17 protein-coding genes are annotated in these 19,601 nt (G+C 38.8%); 9 read left to right on the top strand and 8 right to left on the bottom strand.

Features of this window, described 5'->3' with window-relative positions:
* Position 1: 1 nt before the first annotated feature.
* From lptG to QSG86_RS03515, 3 genes are all read left to right on the top strand, one after another.
* Positions 2 to 1,072 (top strand): LPS export ABC transporter permease LptG, encoded by a 1,071-nt coding sequence (gene lptG, locus QSG86_RS03525; RefSeq protein ID WP_317030229.1) that lies wholly within the window; start codon positions 2 to 4, stop codon positions 1,070 to 1,072.
* Positions 1,073 to 1,325: 253 nt separating this feature from the next.
* Positions 1,326 to 2,873: a 2,3-bisphosphoglycerate-independent phosphoglycerate mutase gene (gene gpmI / locus QSG86_RS03520; RefSeq protein WP_317030228.1), complete on the top strand. Its 1,548-nt coding sequence runs from the start codon at positions 1,326 to 1,328 to the stop codon at positions 2,871 to 2,873.
* 17 nt (positions 2,874 to 2,890) lie between these two features.
* Positions 2,891 to 4,060, top strand: a complete 1,170-nt coding sequence (locus tag QSG86_RS03515; RefSeq protein ID WP_317030227.1) for a S41 family peptidase — start codon at positions 2,891 to 2,893, stop codon at positions 4,058 to 4,060.
* Between the two features lie 32 nt (positions 4,061 to 4,092).
* On the opposite strand, the gene QSG86_RS03510 is transcribed toward QSG86_RS03515, so the two are convergent.
* Complete coding sequence (locus QSG86_RS03510) at positions 4,093 to 4,473, bottom strand: helix-turn-helix domain-containing protein (RefSeq protein WP_317030226.1); 381 nt, start codon at positions 4,471 to 4,473, stop codon at positions 4,093 to 4,095.
* A 131-nt stretch (positions 4,474 to 4,604) separates the two neighbouring features.
* On the opposite strand from QSG86_RS03510, the gene QSG86_RS03505 reads away from it, so the two are divergent.
* Positions 4,605 to 5,468: an SDR family oxidoreductase gene (locus QSG86_RS03505; RefSeq protein WP_317032660.1), complete on the top strand. Its 864-nt coding sequence runs from the start codon at positions 4,605 to 4,607 to the stop codon at positions 5,466 to 5,468.
* Positions 5,469 to 5,552: 84 nt separating this feature from the next.
* On the opposite strand, the gene QSG86_RS03500 is transcribed toward QSG86_RS03505, so the two are convergent.
* The 3 genes from QSG86_RS03500 to QSG86_RS03490 form a co-directional block, all read right to left on the bottom strand.
* A complete protein-coding gene (locus QSG86_RS03500) occupies positions 5,553 to 6,968 on the bottom strand; it encodes a sigma-54 dependent transcriptional regulator (protein WP_317030225.1) in 1,416 nt (471 codons plus the stop codon).
* Positions 6,969 to 6,981: 13 nt separating this feature from the next.
* Positions 6,982 to 8,520, bottom strand: coding sequence for a HAMP domain-containing sensor histidine kinase (locus tag QSG86_RS03495; RefSeq protein ID WP_317030224.1), 1,539 nt, complete (start codon positions 8,518 to 8,520; stop codon positions 6,982 to 6,984).
* A 529-nt stretch (positions 8,521 to 9,049) separates the two neighbouring features.
* Positions 9,050 to 9,685, bottom strand: a complete 636-nt coding sequence (locus QSG86_RS03490; RefSeq protein ID WP_317030223.1) for a response regulator — start codon at positions 9,683 to 9,685, stop codon at positions 9,050 to 9,052.
* Positions 9,686 to 9,904: 219 nt separating this feature from the next.
* On the opposite strand from QSG86_RS03490, the gene QSG86_RS03485 reads away from it, so the two are divergent.
* On the top strand, positions 9,905 to 10,936 hold the full coding sequence (locus QSG86_RS03485; RefSeq protein WP_410487440.1) for a D-alanyl-D-alanine carboxypeptidase family protein: 1,032 nt from the start codon (positions 9,905 to 9,907) through the stop codon (positions 10,934 to 10,936).
* Between the two features lie 104 nt (positions 10,937 to 11,040).
* Here the strand turns inward: QSG86_RS03485 and thrC are convergent, their stop codons facing one another.
* The 4 genes from thrC to xerD all read right to left on the bottom strand — a co-directional run bounded on the left by thrC (position 11,041) and on the right by xerD (position 15,521).
* Positions 11,041 to 12,180 carry a threonine synthase gene (gene thrC / locus QSG86_RS03480; protein ID WP_317030221.1) on the bottom strand — a complete coding sequence of 380 codons (1,140 nt, stop codon included), beginning with the start codon at positions 12,178 to 12,180 and terminating at the stop codon, positions 11,041 to 11,043.
* Positions 12,181 to 12,246: 66 nt separating this feature from the next.
* The gene (locus QSG86_RS03475; RefSeq protein ID WP_317030220.1) at positions 12,247 to 13,551 is read right to left on the bottom strand and encodes a homoserine dehydrogenase; all 1,305 of its coding nucleotides are present in this window, start codon (positions 13,549 to 13,551) and stop codon (positions 12,247 to 12,249) included.
* A gap of 121 nt (positions 13,552 to 13,672) precedes the next feature.
* Positions 13,673 to 14,488 carry a DsbC family protein gene (locus tag QSG86_RS03470; protein WP_317030219.1) on the bottom strand — a complete coding sequence of 272 codons (816 nt, stop codon included), beginning with the start codon at positions 14,486 to 14,488 and terminating at the stop codon, positions 13,673 to 13,675.
* A 115-nt stretch (positions 14,489 to 14,603) separates the two neighbouring features.
* A complete protein-coding gene (xerD, locus tag QSG86_RS03465) occupies positions 14,604 to 15,521 on the bottom strand; it encodes a site-specific tyrosine recombinase XerD (protein WP_317032659.1) in 918 nt (305 codons plus the stop codon).
* 176 nt (positions 15,522 to 15,697) lie between these two features.
* Here xerD and QSG86_RS03460 point away from each other — a divergent pair, with 176 nt between their 5' ends.
* From QSG86_RS03460 to murD, 4 genes are all read left to right on the top strand, one after another.
* Positions 15,698 to 15,952 (top strand): FeoA family protein, encoded by a 255-nt coding sequence (locus QSG86_RS03460; RefSeq protein ID WP_317030218.1) that lies wholly within the window; start codon positions 15,698 to 15,700, stop codon positions 15,950 to 15,952.
* On the top strand, positions 15,949 to 17,805 hold the full coding sequence (gene feoB, locus QSG86_RS03455; protein ID WP_317030217.1) for a ferrous iron transporter B: 1,857 nt from the start codon (positions 15,949 to 15,951) through the stop codon (positions 17,803 to 17,805). The genes QSG86_RS03460 and feoB overlap by 4 nt, the downstream gene beginning before the upstream one ends.
* A gap of 26 nt (positions 17,806 to 17,831) precedes the next feature.
* Positions 17,832 to 18,083 carry a DUF6587 family protein gene (locus QSG86_RS03450; protein ID WP_317030216.1) on the top strand — a complete coding sequence of 84 codons (252 nt, stop codon included), beginning with the start codon at positions 17,832 to 17,834 and terminating at the stop codon, positions 18,081 to 18,083.
* A 152-nt stretch (positions 18,084 to 18,235) separates the two neighbouring features.
* Entirely contained in the window at positions 18,236 to 19,591 is a 1,356-nt protein-coding gene (murD, locus tag QSG86_RS03445) for a UDP-N-acetylmuramoyl-L-alanine--D-glutamate ligase (RefSeq protein ID WP_317030215.1), read from the top strand.
* Positions 19,592 to 19,601 lie beyond the last annotated feature (10 nt).

Genomic DNA, 19,601 nt, shown 5'->3' with positions numbered 1-19,601 from the left:
TATGTTGGCTCGTCGAATTGTTGCAAAACATGTAACGAAAACGACCGCACTTGCAATGTTAGGAACCACTTTGGTTTTATCTGGCTTACAAGTACTGTTTAGTTATTTAGGTGAGCTGGGTTCACTTGAAGATCATTATGGTGCATGGGAAGCATTAAAATATGTACTGTGGAATGCACCCAAATATCTTAATGAAATTTTACCAATTTCAGCATTAATTGGTGCGGTTTTGGGTCTAGGGACTTTGGCATCCAATAGTGAGCTGATTGTGATGCGTGCCTCAGGTATTAGCCTATGGCGTATTGTTGGATGGGTGATTCGATCTGCGCTGATCTTGGTCGTATTTTCTTTTATGTTAAGTGAATGGGTTATACCTTATACCAATCAGCAAGCAAAAAATGTTAAAAAACATCGTACTGTGGCCGAGCTTGGTACAGTTCAAGGTTATTGGTCACGTGAAGGCCAACGCTTTATTTATATTGATTACGCCAATGCTCAAGGTCAATTAAGTAATATTGAAGTGATCGATTTAGATGATCAGTATAATCTTAGATCAAATATGACTGCAGCACGAGGTCATTTTGTAGAAAATGGTCGTTGGGATTTAAATGCCGTGAAACAGATGGATATTTTAACCAACGGTAATGCCACAGTGACGGCTTATGCAACATTACCTTTGGCATTAGCCTTACAGCCAAAATATGTGCATATGGTTACCGTTGATCCTGATGAGTTATCACCGAGCCAGTTGGTCAGTATTACCAGTTATATGCAGGAATATAGTCAGGTACCTAAGACTTATCAGTTGGCATTTTGGCGTAAAGTGGCTGCACCATTTTCTTTGATTGCGCTGGTTGTGATCGCCTGTTCTTTTATTTTTGGTCCCTTACGTCAACAATCGATGGGATTTCGTTTAGTCATTGCTTTATTTACGGGTTTGGGCTTTTACTATCTTCAAGATTTCTTTGGTTATGCAAGTTTAGTATATGCACCATCACCGTTCTGGTTTGTATTTTTACCGATTGTCGTGATTTTTATGATTGGTGGATATTTACTGCATAAAGCCAGATAGAAACGATCGATGATTTTAACTATCCTGCGTAGCGTTAACGACTCAATCGAGATTTGATTATCTTTTATCATTTTTAATATATGAGTAATATCAGTAATCTACGGTGAAATATAGTGGCAATTATTCTGCTTGATTTATCGCTAGATGAACAAAACAATATCGATGAGTCTTTAACCCTATGCTTAACATAGAGTCCTTACCGAAAATTCGGTAAGATATATTGATGATTTTGTAAACATAAAGAGTAAATGTCATGACGGATGCACATGCTGGTAAAGTCCCTCACGTATTAGTAATTATGGATGGTGTGGGACACCGTGTTGATGAAAAAGATAATGCTTTTCTGGCAGCAAAACGCCCGAATTTGACTGCAATACAGGAAAAACATCCGCATGGCCTAATTTCTGGTTCTGGTGAAGACGTTGGTTTACCTGCTGGGCAAATGGGTAACTCTGAAGTTGGACATATGAATCTAGGTGCTGGGCGTGTTTTATACCAAGATTTCACCCGTATTACCAAAGACATTCGTAGTGGCGCTTTTTTTGAGCATCAAGTATTGATTGATGCTGTGGAACAAGCAAAAGCTGCACATGGTGCAGTCCATATTATGGGATTACTGTCTGAAGGCGGTGTACACTCGCATGAAGATCATATCGTGGCAATGGCCGAGCTTGCATTGAAGCGTGGGGCTCAAGTTTATTTACATGCTTTTTTAGATGGCCGCGATACACCACCGAAAAGTGCAGAACCTTCATTAGCCAAACTCGATGCATTATTTGCGCAATATCCAGGACAGGGCCGAATTGCTACCATGATTGGGCGTTATTTTGCCATGGATCGGGATAATCGTTGGGATCGTGTTGAACAAGCCTATAAGCTTTTAACTGAAGGCCAAGCGGTTCGTAATGCAGACTCTGCTCATGAAGCATTGGCTTTGGCATATGCAGCAGGTGAAAGTGATGAATTTATACAAGCAACACGTATTGGTGAGCCAGCGACGATTCAAGATGGTGATAGTGTTGTCTTTATGAATTTTCGCGCAGATCGTGCACGCGAATTAACCAAAGCATTTGTTGAAAAAGAATTTACTGGTTTTAGCCGTAAAGTTGTGCCGCAATTAGCCAAATACGTGATGTTAACGCGCTATCAAGCCACTATTGATGCACCTGTTGCCTATATGCCAGAAGAATTAAAAAATTCAATTGGCGAGTATTTATCTAAGCTAGGCAAAACCCAGTTGCGTATTGCGGAAACTGAAAAATATGCACATGTGACTTTTTTCTTTAGTGGTGGTCGCGAAGAAGAATATCCTGGTGAAAAACGTATTTTAATTCCATCACCAAATGTAGCAACTTATGATTTAAAGCCAGAAATGAGTGCCTTCGAAGTAACCGATGAACTTGTTGCCGCGATTCAATCTGGAGAATTTGACTTATTGGTGGTGAATTTTGCCAATGGCGATATGGTTGGCCATACTGGTGTATTTGATGCAGCCGTAAAAGCCGTTGAGGCCGTTGATCGTTGTTTAGGCCGTGTTTATGACGCTGTAATGGCACAAAAAGGCCATATGATTATCACTGCAGATCATGGTAATGTTGAACAAATGCAAGATTATGAAAGTGGGCAAGTTCATACTCAACATACCACAGAGCTTGTGCCATTTATTTATGTAGGTCCAACACAGGCCGTCATTGCCGAAGATGGAGTGCTGGCAGATGTTGCTCCCACACTTTTAAATCTGATGCAGTTGGCTATTCCTGAAGATATGAAGGGTAGAAATATCATTACCCTTACCCCCTAGTTAGAAAAGGTAACGCTATGGCTCCACACAAAAATATGATATTCGCAATGATATTATTGTGTGTGAGCCTCTCAGCTTGTGCTGCGCGGCCACCTGTGAATCCTTTGGATTTAGATGATGATATTGAAACAAATACAGGTGAAGTTCCTGTAGAGTCCATTCAGAAATTCGTTCGGATTTATAGTCTGGTTAAAGATAATTATGTAAAAGATAAAAATGATGATCAACTTTTTCAACAGGCAATTCAAGGGCTCGTTGGTGGTTTAGATCGTTACTCACGTTATTTGACACCTGAAGAATATAAACAGTTAGTCCAATATACAGAAGGTGATATTGCTTCTGTAGATTTTGAACTCATCTATAATACTGCGACCCGTCAATGGTTGGTTCAAGCACTAAAATCCGGCAGTGATTCCTATAAGCAAGGTCTGCGTAATGGTATGAGTGTCTTTAAGATTGATGATCAAGAACTGCTTAAATTAAATCCAAGTCAAGTCAACAATCTTTTATCAGGTGCCATCGGGAGTACTTTGAGTATTCAATTCAATGATCGTAGTCAACCGATGACATTGGTACGGAATAAAAAAATAGAAACAGATATTCAAGCACAGCTTTTATCCAATCATGTATTGGTATTAAAAATTCGAGTATTTCAGCAGAGTACTGCAAGTGAAATTAAAAACTTAATTGAGCAGTATCAAAGTAGTGGTATTAAGGCAGTATTAATCGATTTAAGAAATAACCCCGGTGGTTTATTGTCTGCGGCAGTTGAATCAGCCGATTTATTTTTAGATCAAGGTGTGATTGTTTCAACCAAAAGTCGCTCGGAAAGCGATCAACAGTTTCAAGCATTGCCCAGTTTTGAATTTGATCAGTTAAAACTTGGAATACTGATTAATCATCGTTCGGCATCTGCTGCAGAAGTATTTACCGCAGCATTAAAAGAACACCAGCGTGCTTGGGTGATTGGTGAAAAAAGTTATGGTAAAGGTGTGGTACAGAAACTATTTCCATTATCTGATGATTCTGCATTACAAATGACAGTTTCACATTATTACACGCCATCAGGAAAGGAAATTGAAGGGATTGGTATTGAGCCTAATCAAGTTTATCCATTACCTTATGAAATGAAAGATGATGTTTATTTACAACATGTCGCAGAGTTGTTATTGCATCATAAACCTTAAGTCCAAGCATAATCACCCGCGGTCAATTCAATTTATTTTGATGGGATTGATGAGCGATCATGCTCCATGATGTTCTGCTGTTGTTGATTTAATAAATTAGGTAACTGACTTTCTAGCCAAGTGGTGAGATCAAAGAATCGGCTAGAAACTTCTTGACCAAAATGGGTTAATTGGTAGTCAACACGAGGTGGTATTTCAGCATAGTCAGTGCGCTGAATAAAACCGTCTTGTTCAAGTGTTTTTAGAGTTTGTGCCAGCATTTTCTCACTAATCCCATCGATGGTATTCCTTAACTCACTAAAGCGTAAACGTTGCTCACGTAAGGCAACTAAAATCAGTACACTCCAACGATTGGTTAAATCCATTAAAATTTTTCGTGATGGACAATCCGCTGAAAAAACCTGTCCTTGCATAGCTATTTGCCTCGAGCAGTAAAAAAAATACCATTATTTTTAAGCTTACTTTTTGGTAAGTACTTACTTTTAGTATTGCTCTATATTAGCATAAAAAACACGCAATAAATATAGTATTAATGGAGAACATGATGCGTATTGCAGTAACAGCAGCATCAGGCCAACTGGGTCAATTGGTAATCGCTCAACTACTTGAACGTACTGAAGCTAAAAATATCGTGGCATTGGCTCGTCAGCCGGAAAAATTAGCAGATCTAGCCACTCAGGGTATTGAAGTTCGGCCTTTTGATTACAACCAAACCGCAGCACAATTGGCAGAGCAATTAAAAGATATTGATAAACTGCTACTGATTTCATCAAGTGAAATTGGTCAGCGTGTTATACAACATCAACATGTAATTGATGCAGCTCAATTGGCACAGATCAAATTGATTGTATATACCAGTTTATTAAAAGCAGATACATCAACATTAGTTTTGGCTCAAGAACATGTGGTGACGGAGCAATATTTAAAAGCATCTTTACAACCATATACGATTCTGCGTAATAATTGGTACAGTGAAAACTATGCAATGGGGCTTGCTGATGCAGTTGAACACGGTAAAATTTTTGGTGCTACACATCATGCAAAAATTGCATCTGCATCACGATTAGATTATGCAACTGCTGCTGCGGTGGTATTGATGCAAGCAGGCCATGACAATAAAACGTATGAATTGGCTGGAGATCAGTACTATACATTGGATGATGTTGCATCTTGGGCCAGTGGATTCAGTCATAAACCAGTAATTTATACAGATTTATCTGAATTGGAATATCAGGCATTATTGATCAAAGAAGGTCTACCAGAGACTTTTGCTGCTGTACTGGCCAATTCAGATCAAGGTGCATCACAAGGTGATTTGTACAGTGACAGTTTGGATTTATCGAGATTAATTGGCCGAGCAACGACTGCTATGCAAGATACAATCCGTACTTTTTTACTGCCATCTTAGTCTGGCTGTAACATAGATTCCCCAGTTAGACTGGGGACTTTGTATAGCAGAATAAGATCTATCCGGCTATTTAAATGATGATATTTACTCAGGAAGATCGAGTTTAAATTTCTTTAGACGATAACGGAGTGAGCGGAAAGACATTCTTAATTTTTTGGCAGCTAAGGTTTTATTCCAATGTGTTAAAGAGAGTGCCTGAAGTAAAATATCTTTCTCGATTTGTGCTAAATGTGCTTCTAATCCTTCGTTTGGTAACAGGCTTGTCGGGCTGTTCGTCGCAGATGGATGTATCGCTACGTTTTTTTCTTGTACGGTATGGTGTTGTGTTGTCGTACTAAAGAAGGAGGGTATTTTTGTTGTTAAATGCTGTATATCAATAACTTGATCATCACATAAAGTCATTGCTCGTTCTATGATATTTCTTAATTCACGAACATTGCCTGGATAATTATATCTCAACAGATAATCTTGAGCTTGCTGACTTAAAGGTTTATTTGCAATACCCCATTCAGTGGCAATTTGATGGCTAAAATAATGGGCTAATAACAGGATATCATGCCCTCTTTCACGTAAAGCAGGAAGTGCAACCGTCATAACATGAATACGGAAAAATAAATCCTGACGGAATTTACCTTGTTGTATGAGCTGCTCTAAATTTTGGTGACTGGCACTAATAATACGAAAATCGACTTTAATTTCGATATCTGAACCAATTGGCCGTATTTTTTTTTCTTGAACAGCACGTAATAATTTGACTTGCATGTGTAAGGGAAGTTCGGCAATTTCATCTAAAAATAAACTGCCTTGATCTGCTGCAACAATTAATCCCGTATGATGTTGTGTTGCACCCGTAAAGCTGCCTTTTTTGTATCCAAAGAATTCACTTTCCATTAAGTCAGCGGGGATTGCACCACAATTAATGGTAATAAAAGGCCCTTGATGACGTTTACTTAAGTGATGAATCAAGTGGGCAACAACTTCTTTACCTGTGCCAGATTCACCAGTAATAAATACAGGAGCTTGTGAGCGTGCTAGTTTTTTTAAGGTTATTCTGAGCTGCTGCATACAGCTAGATTCACCAATCAGTTGTGGGTGTCGTGCTAAAGGATCCGTGATATTCACTGAATGGGTATAATTGAAGGCTTGGGTCAATACTTGTGTTAAATGTTGGGTTGACAGTGGTTTATTCAGAAAATCAAAAGCGCCAGCTTTAAGTGCACGCATTGCAGTTTCCATATTGCCATAAGCAGTGAGTATGGCGACAGGTAAGTTAGGAAAGTAGGCGGTAATATGTTCTACCAGTTGAATACCGTTACCATCAGGTAGATTTAAGTCTGTTAGACAGGCATTAAAATGATGTATTTGTAATAATTTTTTTGCTTGTTGAAGACCATAAGCACACTGTGTTTGGATACCAAGGCGTGCTAATGTTAGCGACATCAGCGTACATAAATCTTCTTCATCGTCAACCAATAATACGACTGGGTTTAAAGTCATCATGTTTCCTCAAAAATCAAGTTATGTTTAACGTTGAGCATTCAATTCTGAAACATGTACCAGATGGTTGTGGTATATAGTTGAGCTGTGCTTGGTTTGCTTCACAAAGGCGCATTGATAAATATAATCCTAATCCTGTTCCGTTAATTTCTGTACTAAAAAATGGCTGAAATAGCTGTTTAATATGTGCTCCAGAAATTGGCTGACCACAATTTTGTATATCGATTCTTATACAGCGATCTTGTTGATATATTTTAACTTTGACCAGTTCATGCTGTGAGTGATGATGGCGTACCGCATTACGAATAAGATTAATCAGTACTTGTCTAAGTTGCATTTCATCAAAATATAGGCTTAATTGAGATTGGATTTCGACTTCTATTTGATCGTGGATATCAAATAGATCCTCTCTCATAAAATGTTTAAAAAAATGATCTAAAGCAAGATGTACAGGAGAGGTTGATTTATTTTTAGCCATTGCCAAAGTATCTTCAATAATTCTATTAATACGTTCAGCCTGTTTTTTGATCATCATGTTTAATTGTATTTGTGTGGCAGCGGCACTGCCTAAAAATAATTGATTGGCTTGAATAATTGCACTGAGGGGATTTCTGATTTCATGTGCAATACTGGCAGCCAATTGACCTAAAGCGGCTAATTTAAGTTGCTGAACATGTTGGTGAATCGTCTTAATATCTTGAATCACCAATAAGCTCAGAATATGATTGGTCATATTGAGTTTTTGAATTGTAATCAATGTAGAATATTCACTGATAGCGGATTTAAATGGCATTTTTGTTAGTTCTTTTTGTGTGTAACGCTGTAAAAATTTAAACAGTTCAGGATGTATGCTTTTTAAAGCACATGGCGTAGTGGTCAAATTGACTTGAATGCCCAGTAATAATTGTGAAGCTGGATTGATGAGAATAATATGTTGATGTTCATCCAAAACTAAATATCCAGTTTCACTCTGCTCTAAAACGACATGATTAATACCTTGTAAACGTTCTAAGGTAAATGCCTGTCTCATATAGCAATATTCTAGGCTTTGAAAATATTTGGCTATCATTTGTGCAAAGATATAAATACATAAAAATAATACGCAAAGTAATAAATGCTGCGCGAAATGATTCAATAAAGAAAAGTGAAAAAAATGATAGATGACATGTGGATAGATTAAGCTAATTACCGCCATTAAGGTCATTATAAATGCCATGCGTGCCGTCAATAAAATAGATGCAGCAAAAATTACGATAATAAATAGCCAGTGAAGATGTAGCTCAGAGCCATGGCCTGTCAAAATAAGTACACTATAGATCACGACATCGATCATCAACAGTATATTGGTCTGTTTGAGCGCGATGTCATGTTGTAGCAGACTATAGATGAGTAATTGTAAACTGCTGATCGCTAAATAAATGATTAATGTAATTGCATAAAATGTCGGGTATAAATAGACGATTTTTATCTCGATCATCATAAAAATAATCAGTAGAACGATCGCAATTAGGCAGCGATATGATGCATATCCTAAGCCAAGATGGTAACGATTCATTCTATGCTGAGCATAAGACATTAAGTGGTATGAGTATTTCATTATGTGTTGAATTCTTGCTAAATACTAAGCAAACAAAAGCTAAAATAGCGATAAAATAGTGATGTTATATTGGATGTTATGACGATATTCTAAGATGATATGTTAAGACGATAAAGGATAGATCTATATTTACGATAAAGTGTCAATGATCACTTATTATACTGAGACTTGAGTTTAATAATGATGATAAAATGTGTCTTAGTCGATTGAATGAAACACCTTCATGTTAATCGATTGTACTAAGATATCTGAAGAGCGTAAAAGTCACCTTTTATGGCGGTTTGAATGAATTCTAACGGTCAAATCATTAAATGGAAAATGATCGTCATACAATCTCTCCATCCTTTTTGAGTACATGATTTGATTGAGGTTATAGTACAATCCTGTGCCACAAAGCGATCAAGTAGACGACATGTGGCGTGGATAAAATCATCCAGTTACACGTGGATAGGGCAGATGCCTAAACGAGAATACTGGATTGTCATGATCATGGCTTAATTAAACCATAACGAATGGCCAGATGTGTTAATTTAACATCGCTATCAATATTGAGTTTTTCAAAAATACGGTAACGATAGGTATTTACAGTTTTTACACTGACAAACAGTTTATCCGCAATTTCTTGGGTTGAAATACAATTGACCACCATCATTGCAACTTGCATTTCTCGTTCTGATAAATTATCAAATGGCGATTGCTGACTATCAGATAAATAAGAGCTGGCAATTTGTTCTGCAATATCAGCACTAAAATATTTACCACCTTGCATGACTTTATTAATTGCGCGAACCATTTCTGTTACTGGTGCACCTTTGGTAATATAGCCTTTAGCGCCTGCTTTTAGTAACAACGATGGATAGGGTTCTTCTGCCAAGCCACTGACAGCAATAACTTTTGTCATAGGGACGGTCTGTAACAGACGACGTGTAGTTTCTACACCACCGATACCAGGCATATTTACATCGAGCAACACCACATTGGGCTGATTTTGTCGAACAAGATTAATCGCCTCTTCACCAGATTCAGCTTGTCCAATGACCTGAATTTCAGCATGGTCTTCAAGCATGCGACAGATACCTGTACGCACTAATTCATGATCATCTACCACTAAAACTGTGATCACCGAAGTTCTCCCTCTGATTACTGTTCATATTTTTGTTACATAACGCAAAATAAGCTTGCAATGAAATACTAAAATTAGCAATGCTATAAAGTACCTTAATAGAAAATCGCCATCTCATGACCTAAGAATGCAAACTGTTTACCATTATTGTAAATGTAAGCCATATTCAAGGTAATAGGCAAATGTATATTATCTTATTTCAACGTTGAGTAAATGCCAGTGAAAACATCTAAAACTTTTTGGATACGTGTATTCGGGATTTCATGTCTCTTTTCCATGACCGCAGCGACGTACGCTGATATTGTAATGAATCCATCTTCAGGTCAAGCAAATATTAGCTGGTCATCTGAAGATGTAAATAATTTATTGAATGATGATGTCTCTCATACTGAAGTTAGTCCACCAGCTGCGGTTAGTGTGACGACTACGATTCGTAGCGGTACAGCTCAAGTCCCAGCAAATACGGTACGAATTATTGATACCAGTGGTTATAGTAATCAGCCAAGTGTGAATGCAAAAGCTGCTTTGGTTATGGATGCACAAACAGGTGAGGTGCTTTATAGTAAAAATTCCAATACGTCATTACCAATTGCATCTATCACAAAGTTGATGACTGCAGTGGTGATTGCAGATGCACGTTTAAATATGTCAGAAGAAATCACTTTATTACCGAGTGATTTTTCTTGTAGCGGATGTAAAAGCTCCAGTTCAACTTTGCGTGCTGGCGATAAAATGAATCGTGCTGAAGCATTATTATTTGCTTTGATGAAATCTGAAAATCCTGCAGCTTCAGCTTTAGCACGGACTTATCCAAATGGACGCAGTGCATTTATTGCTGCAATGAATAAAAAAGCCAAACAGTTGGGCATGCTGAATACCCATTATATCGAATCAACAGGACTGCATCCAGAAAACGTTTCTTCTGCACGTGATTTAGGTATTTTAGTCACGGCTGCATCACAGTATGGTTTGATTCGTCAATTTTCAACTACACCAACCTATGATTTTAATCTCGGTTATCGTGTATTGAAGTCCAATAATACCAATGCATTAGTACGTAATGGAGGGTGGAATATTAACTTATCGAAAACGGGTTATATTAATGAAGCAGGGCGCTGTGTCGTTATGCATACCACCTTAAAAAATCGTCCTGCTGTTGTGGTACTTTTAGGTGCACCTACTACACAAGCACGTAATGAAGATGCTGTCAGTTTAATGACTTGGGTAAGCCATTTATCTAAAAATTTATAATGGATATGGATGTGCTGCGGTATTTGAATTTACTCAACATTTAAATATCTTAAATCAAAAAAGCCCTATATGAATAGATAGGGCTTTTTTGATATCAAATACAATTACATATTTGATAAAATAGAATCTTTCACTTGATCCATTGTTGCATCAATGGAAAGCATTACAGCATCTTGACATTGTTTGATTGCAGTATCTGGATCTTTTAATCCATTTCCTGTTACCGTACATACAATCACGGAACCTTCAGCAATTTTACCTGCTTTAATATCGCGAATTGCACCACCAACAGACGCTGCAGAAGCTGGCTCTACAAATACGCCTTCATACATAGAAAGTAGGCGCTGAGCTTCTAGAATCTCATGATCAGTTAATTCATCAAACCAACCTTTTGAGTCACGCACAACGGCTTTGGCATGATTCCAGCTTTGTGGATTACCAATGCGAATTGCTGTTGCAACAGTTTCTGGATTTGCAACTGGAGCACCACGTAAAAATGGTGCAGCACCAGCCGCTTGATAACCTGCCATGATCGGTAAACCTGCTGGTTTAGGACCAGTAAATTGATCTGTTTCAGGATCATAAACTACTTGCTGGAATTGATCTTTAGGTTGATTTGCAACAGCCTCTGTATATCCCATCCAGTGAGCAGTAATATTACCTGCATTACCGACAGGCAAACAGTGATAATCTGGCGCACGACCCAAAGCTTCTACAATTTCGTAAGCAATCGTTTTTTGACCTTGTAAACGATATGGATTAATCGAGTTAACAATGGTCACTGGCGCTTGATCAGCAACTTCTTTAACAAGACGCATACCATCATCAAAATTACCACGAATTTGCATCGTGATTGCACCATACATCATCGCTTGTGCCATTTTGCCCATGGCAATTTTACCTTCCGGAATTAAAACAAATGCTTTAATACCTGCACGTGCGGCATAGGCAGCAGAGGCAGCAGAAGTATTACCTGTAGATGCGCAAATAATCGCTTTAGAACCATCTTCAACGGCTTTGGTTACAGCCATGGTCATACCACGGTCTTTAAATGAACCAGTCGGGTTTAAGCCCTCGTACTTCACATAAATTTCAACATTTTTGCCAATAATACGTGGAATATTTTCCAGTTTAATCAGTGGGGTATTTCCTTCACCTAAAGAAATTGCACGAGTAGTTGCAGACACTGGTAAACGGTCGCGATAGCGGTCAACTAAACCAGTATAACGATTGGCATTCGACATGATGATGTTCCAATTATGAGTAGAGCTTGGTGAGGGGGAAAACAGCTATGTTTTCCCTTAACCTGATTAGTTATCAAGCGATTCTAAACGAATTCGGACGATTTCGCCACGAATAACAGGAAGGGCTTGAATTTGTTTTAATGCTTCATCCATTTTTGATTCTTTCACTGGATCAGTGAGAATCACGATAGGAATGAGATCTTTTAAACGTGGTTGTTGCATAATGGCATCAATGCTAATTCCTGCACGACTAAGAATCGTGGTGACATCAGCCAGAACACCCGTTTGATCTTCTGCATTAATACGGATGTAATATCCTGTGGTCATTTCTTCACGTGGCAGGATTGGCAAATCGGTTAAATTTTCAAAAGCCAGTTGTGGAATTGTGCCTGCACCATCTTCAGTATAAGAAATATCACGGACAATATCGACAATATCAGCAACAACAGCAGATGCCGTTGGGCCAGCACCAGCACCAGCACCATAATATAATGTTGGACCGACAGCATTGGCTTGTACCAATACAGCATTTTTAACACCGTTGACATTTGCAATCAGTTGGTCTTCAGGAATTAATGTGGGATGAACACGCAGCTCAATTCCTGTTGCAGCACGACGGGCAATACCTAAATGCTTGATACGAAAACCCAGTTCTTCAGCATATTTGACGTCTTGAGCGGTAATTTTACTAATGCCTTCAGTAAAGACTTTATCAAACTGTAACGGGATACCAAATGCAATTGACGCCAGTAGCGTAAGTTTATGTGCGGCATCAGTACCTTCAACATCAAAGGTTGGATCTGCTTCTGCATAGCCGAGTTGTTGTGCTTCTGCTAAAACATCCGTAAAGGTACGGCCTTTATCACGCATTTCAGTTAAGATAAAATTACCGGTACCATTAATAATGCCAGCTAACCAATCAATTTTATTGGCTGCTAAACCTTCACGCATGACTTTAATAATTGGAATACCGCCTGCGACAGCTGCTTCATAAGCAATTTGTACAGCATGATCATCAGCGAGTTTAAAGAGTTCATTGCCATGTTCAGCCAGTAAAGCTTTGTTGGCTGTAACGACTTGTTTACCATTTAAAATAGCTTCTTTGATCACCTCATAAGCCGGTGATATACCGCCCATGAGTTCAACGACAACATCAACATCGGGTTGACGTACGATATCAAGTAGGTCAGCACTTTGCTTGATTGAATCGGGTAATCCTAAATCTGGGCGCGGGCGACGCGTGCCCACATAAGTGATTTGAATTTCACGACCGGTGCGACGTTTAATCTCAGCAGCATTTTCTTCTAAGAGTTTAAGGGCTCCACCACCAACGGTACCTAGACCGATGATTGCCAGACGAACTGGTTTCACGTCACACTCCATATTAATCAATTATAGGCAAACATAGATCATAGCTAAAAAAACGCTAGGACTCTAGGAAATATTGAATAATATATTTACCTATAAAAAACAGTATATTGAAATATAAAAATTAGTTATTTAAGCGTTTTGAAAGTTCTTCAGGGCTTAAGTAGCCACCTAAATAGTTACCATTTTCATCATAAATTGCAGGGGTACCGTTGACACCCATTTTAATACCTAATTGATATTGTTCAGCAACAGGATTTTTACAGCTAATAGTATCGAGTACTTCACCTGTCACGGCTTTATCAAATGCAGCACGGCGATCTGGACTACACCATACCGTTTCCATAGCTGGTATAAACTGTTCACCACGTGGCCAAGCAATATAACGTACTTCAATGCCTTGTGCATTTATTTCAGCCATATGCTCATGTAATTTATGACAATAAGGACAACTCACATCCGTAAAGACATAAATGATGTGTTTGGTTTGACCTTTGGCTTTATAGGTAATTAAGTCTGCAGGTTTTAATTGTGAAAGAAGTATTTTATTTTGAGCAGCTTGTAATGATTCACTGACATTATGAGGTTGTTTATCACCTAAACGAATCACATCACCTTGAATAATATATTTGCCATCTGCAGTGGCATAAATCGCAGGCATACCCTCAATGTTGACCCAAAATAAATTAGGTACCTCAGTGGGCTGAATATTTTCCACTTTGGCATTGATACCTGCAGTTTTAAAATGCTGATTGAGTGTCTTGATCAGTCGTTGTTGTGCATTACGTTCAGAGAGCGTAGATGCTTCGCCAGTGGCAGGAACAGTTGCAGTCAATGTATCATTTTTTTGATCGTTATTATCTGAATTAGAACATGCTGAAATAGATATACTAGAGGCCACCGCACATGCGAGGAAGAATTTTGAGCGGGTAAATGTCATGGCTAACCCTTTCTAGTCAAGATTAAAAATAGTGCACTAGCATAACAAAAAAATGTTGCATAGCGATAAAACTTATTTATCCAACGGATCAAGGTGGCTGATATCCGTAGATGTTTTAGGCGCGAGGATGATGTTGTGCGTGCAGTTGCTGCATACGAACTTGTGCGACATGCGTATAGATTTGAGTGGTGGATAAGTCACTATGTCCTAATAGCATTTGTACAACACGTAAATCTGCACCATGGTTGAGTAAATGGGTGGCAAAGGCATGTCTTAAGGTATGAGGAGAGAGTTCAGTCTGAATCCCGGCTTGTAATGCATAACGTTTAATCGCATACCAGAAATTTTGACGGCTCATAATACCGCCATGTTGAGTTAAAAATAGATAATCGGTTGCTGTTTTACATAAGTTTGGTCGAGCCAGTTGAAGATACTTTTCAACCCATTGGCAAGCGAGCTCGCCTAAAGGAACTAGCCGTTCTTTATTACCTTTACCCACAATACGCAAATAACCTTGATTTAAATTAATCAGTTCCAATCGAAGGTTTAATAATTCGGAGACACGTAGACCACAAGCATAAAGTACTTCAAACATCGCACGATCCCGAAGACCAAGTGCAGTATCAATATTCGGTGCAGCAATTAAATTTTCCACGTCTTGCTCTGACAGATCTTTAGGCAATGCTCTGCCAAGTTTTGGTGTTTTATGTAGGGCAACTGGGTTATCTAAACGTAGTTTCTGTTCGCGTAAAAATTTAAAAAATGAGCGTAGTGCAGAAAGGCTTCTGGCGATTGAGCGTGGGCTTTTACCTTGTTGCGTTAAGTTAAATAATACCTCGGTAATATCCTCACTTGACCAATTTGGCATGGCTTGCTGATGCAGATCGCTACATTGAATCAGATCTGATAAATAGGCATTGCGCGTATGTGGACTAACAGTCTGTGCAATTAAATAATCTCGATAACCTTCTAAAAAACTAAGTGTTTCAGGAATCATCACAGCAGCAGGAATACGCGGTTTTTTATTCAGCATCATAAGGATCTAATTGTGTATTAAAATGGATCATCAAGATCTAAGCAGTCATCACTGTAATTGAATTTTTGACCACTGTCGATGTTTGATAATTAAATGGGAAAGTAAATCAAATGCGATTTGTGAATTATTCTCATTTGCTTGTATAATGTTCAAAATTTTTTAGGATTAGGTGCGTGCGTTTATCTGATTTAAAAGTCAAACAGACAGCCATCATTCATAAAGTACATCGTGTGAGTGATCATAACGCTGAGGCTGATCTTGTTGCAAGTCGTTTAGAAACTTTAGGATTTGTGCCAGGTATCAAAGTACAGGTGATTACTAAGGGTATCTTTGGTGGAGATCCTATTTTAATTCAAGTTGGATTCACTCGTTTTGCCTTACGTAAAGTTGAGGCTGAAAAAGTCGAAATTACAGGAGTGTCTGCATGAGTGATGCATTGCGTATAGCCCTAGTGGGTAATCCTAACTGTGGTAAAACATCGTTATTTAACCATTTAACGGGTACGCGACAAAAAGTTGCAAACTATGCAGGTGTGACAGTAGAACGAAAGATTGGTCAATTTAAGCTTCCTTCTGGGCGTGCAGTTCGTGTCCTAGATTTACCAGGTGCCTATAGTTTAAATGCTGCCAGCCCTGATGAAGTGATTACCCGTGATGTTGTTTTGGGAAAAATTCAAGAAGAAGGGATGCAGGATGCATTTTTATGTGTCGTGGATGCCACAAACTTGAAACTTCATTTAGGTTTAGTCCTTGAGATGATTGCAGTAGGCCGCCCTATACTGCTCGTTCTTAATATGATGGATGAGGCACGCCGTCGTGGTATGCAAATTAATACCCAAAAATTGTCACAGCGTTTAGGCATTCCAATTGTGGAAACGGTCGCGGTGCGTCAAACGGGTATTGAAGCCTTATTGCATGCTTTAGATGAACAAAAATATACTCAACCAGCGACTGAACTTAGTGGTTTAGTTGGCCAGCAACATCAGCAAATTGAAAGCATTTTAAATGATGTGGTTCATTATGTTGAAGAAGAAGATAAGCGATCGGATTTTCTCGATAAAATTTTTCTGCATCCCGTATGGGGCTTAGTGAGTCTGGCAGTGATGATGTTTGTCATCTTTCAGGCCGTATTTGCCTGGGCAGCACCCTTTATGGATGGAATTGAAAATTTCTTTAGCTGGTTAGGTGAACAAGCAGGGCAGTATATTACTCAACCGTTACTGAATAGCTTGGTGGTTGATGGTATTATTGCTGGCGCTGGTGGTGTGGTGGTATTTTTACCTCAGATTTTAATTTTATTCTTTTTTATTTTAGTCTTAGAAGAGTCAGGTTATTTACCACGTGCTGCTTTTTTACTTGATAAATTAATGTATAAAGCGGGTTTAAGCGGCCGAGCATTTATCCCATTATTATCGAGTTTTGCCTGCGCAATTCCAGGCATTATGGCAACACGTAGTATTTCAGATCCACGTGATCGTTTGACGACCATTTTTGTTGCACCATTGATGACCTGTTCGGCACGTTTGCCTGTATATGCCTTATTAATTGCTGCCTTTATTCCTTCCCAAACAGTATGGGGGATTTTTAATTTACAAGGTTTGGTCATGTTTGGTTTATATATGGCTGGAATTTTAAGTGCATTGGCCGTCTCCTTTGTCTTGAAATTTTTCCAAAAAGATAAATCACAACAGATGTTATTGATGGAATTACCGAGCTATCGTTTTCCTGATTTAAAGAATGTTTGGATCGGTTTGCTTGATCGTGCCAAAATTTTCTTAAAGCGCGTGGGTGGGATTATCTTTGCATTATCAATTTTGCTTTGGTTCCTTTGTACCTTTCCACAGCCGCCCGAAGGTGCAACATTACCTGCAATTGATTACTCCCTTGCTGGGATGCTTGGCCATTTATTGCAACCTATTTTTGCACCATTAGGATTTAACTGGCAGATTTGTATTGCATTGATCCCTGCAATGGCTGCACGTGAAGTTGTTGTTGCTGCATTGGGCACTGTATATGCTTTATCTGCAGTAGATGAAGATACCATGTCTGAGGGACTGATTTCGATCATCAGTGGTAGCAGTGATCTGGGTTGGTCATTGGCAACGGGTTTATCGTTATTGGTGTGGTTTATTTATGCACCACATTGTTTAGCAACGTTGGCAACAGTTCGCCGTGAAACAGGATCATGGAAAACGGTGAGTTTTATGACCGTATATTTATTCGGTTTGGCTTATTTGATGTCATTATTAACTTATCAAATTGCATCACATTACTGGGGCTAATCACAGTCCAAAAGTGGAGGTTGAAAATGATTGAAATTGTTGTTGTTGCATTATTGGTGATCTGGAGCGCTGTTGTGGTGTTTAAGAAGGTTTTTCCTCGAACATCAAATTCAGTCTTTACTACACTTGCCAACTATTGTGAGCAAAAAGGATGGTTAAAACTAGCGAAATGGTTGAAACCCGCACTCGCGAGTGGTTGTGGTGGTCATTGTGGTTGTGCTGCATCTGATGAGCAAGCCAATAAGAAAGTTGAAGTACAAGCAGTTAAATGGAAATAATCCGTTAAATATCTCCATGATAGCCGTCGATTTTGACGGCTTTTTTACGCGCTGACACAAAAATATGCAAGAAAATGCAAACAGAAAAAGCAAACAAAACACCAAAGTGCTAACATTTCTATCATTTGAAATAATCGGATCGTGAAATAAAAATGTTAATTCAGCGTGGTGGGTTAAAAGTCGTTGCTGGGCTTGGGATTTCTGGTGTTGCCGCAGTTAACTTTTTACATGAAAAAGGTTATCGCGTTGCAGTAACCGATTCACGTGAAAATCCGCCAGGACATGATCAAATCCCACGAGATATTCAGCGTCATTTTGGTTGTTTAGATACAGAACTTTTATTACAAGCTGAAGAGATTGTGGTCAGTCCAGGACTGGATCTTAAACTTCCTGCCATTCAAGCAGCACTTGCTCAGGGAATTCCTGTAATCAGTGACATTCAGGTTTTACGTCGAGTGACAGATCGTCCTATTGTTGCGATTACTGGATCTAATGCTAAAAGTACGGTAACCACTTTAATCGGCCTCATGGCCAAAGATGCAGGAATTCGAGTGGCTGTTGGTGGGAATTTAGGACGTCCGGCGCTTGATTTAGTCAAAGATGATCCTGAGATGTATATTTTAGAACTCTCCAGTTTTCAATTAGAAAGTACATCACAGTTAAATGCTGAAGTGGCAGTCGTTTTAAACATGAGTGAAGATCATCTAGATCGTCATGGTGACATGCTGGGCTATCATGCGGCAAAACACCGTATTTTCCAAGGTGTAAAAAAAGTGGTCTATAACCGTGACGATGCATTAACACGGCCATTGGTTCCGGATACGACCATCATGCAGAGTTTTGGACTTAATGCACCTGATATCAATCAATATGGCATATTAAAAGATCAAGACGGTATGATTTGGCTCGCACGTGGACGTGAGCGGTTATTAAAAAGTACTGAGCTATATATTCAGGGGACACATAATATTGCCAATGCATTGGCGTGTTTGGCATTAGGTGAGGCAATTGGATTACCGCTTGAGGGTATGTTACAAACACTGAAGACGTTTAAAGGTTTAGAACATCGTTGTGAGTTTGTTCGCGAGTTAGATCAGGTTCGTTATTACAATGATTCTAAAGGCACAAATATTGGTGCAACGCTTGCGGCAATTGAGGGCTTAGGTGCTGCAATTGCAGTGCAACAAGGTCAAGTGGTCCTTATTTTAGGTGGACAGGGCAAAGGGCAAGACTTTACAGCATTAAGAACGGCATTACAGAAATATGTAAAATGTGCCGTATTAATCGGACAAGATCGTGCCATCATCGAACAAGCTATTTCAGGTACAACTACGATTTTACATGCAGACTCATTGGCTGATGCCGTCATGCAATGTCAAGAACATGCTCAGCCGAATGATGTAGTTTTATTATCACCTGCATGTGCAAGTTTTGATATGTTTACTGGTTATGTGCAACGTGGGCAACAATTTGTTGCACTGGTCAATCATTTAAATCAAGAAGAATAAGGATTAACGG

The organism is Acinetobacter sp. SAAs474 (assembly GCF_032823475.1).
Taxonomy (GTDB): Bacteria; Pseudomonadota; Gammaproteobacteria; order Pseudomonadales; family Moraxellaceae; genus Acinetobacter.
The sequence above is the reverse complement of the archived record's forward strand: the minus strand, read 5'-3'. Positions and strand labels throughout refer to the sequence as shown.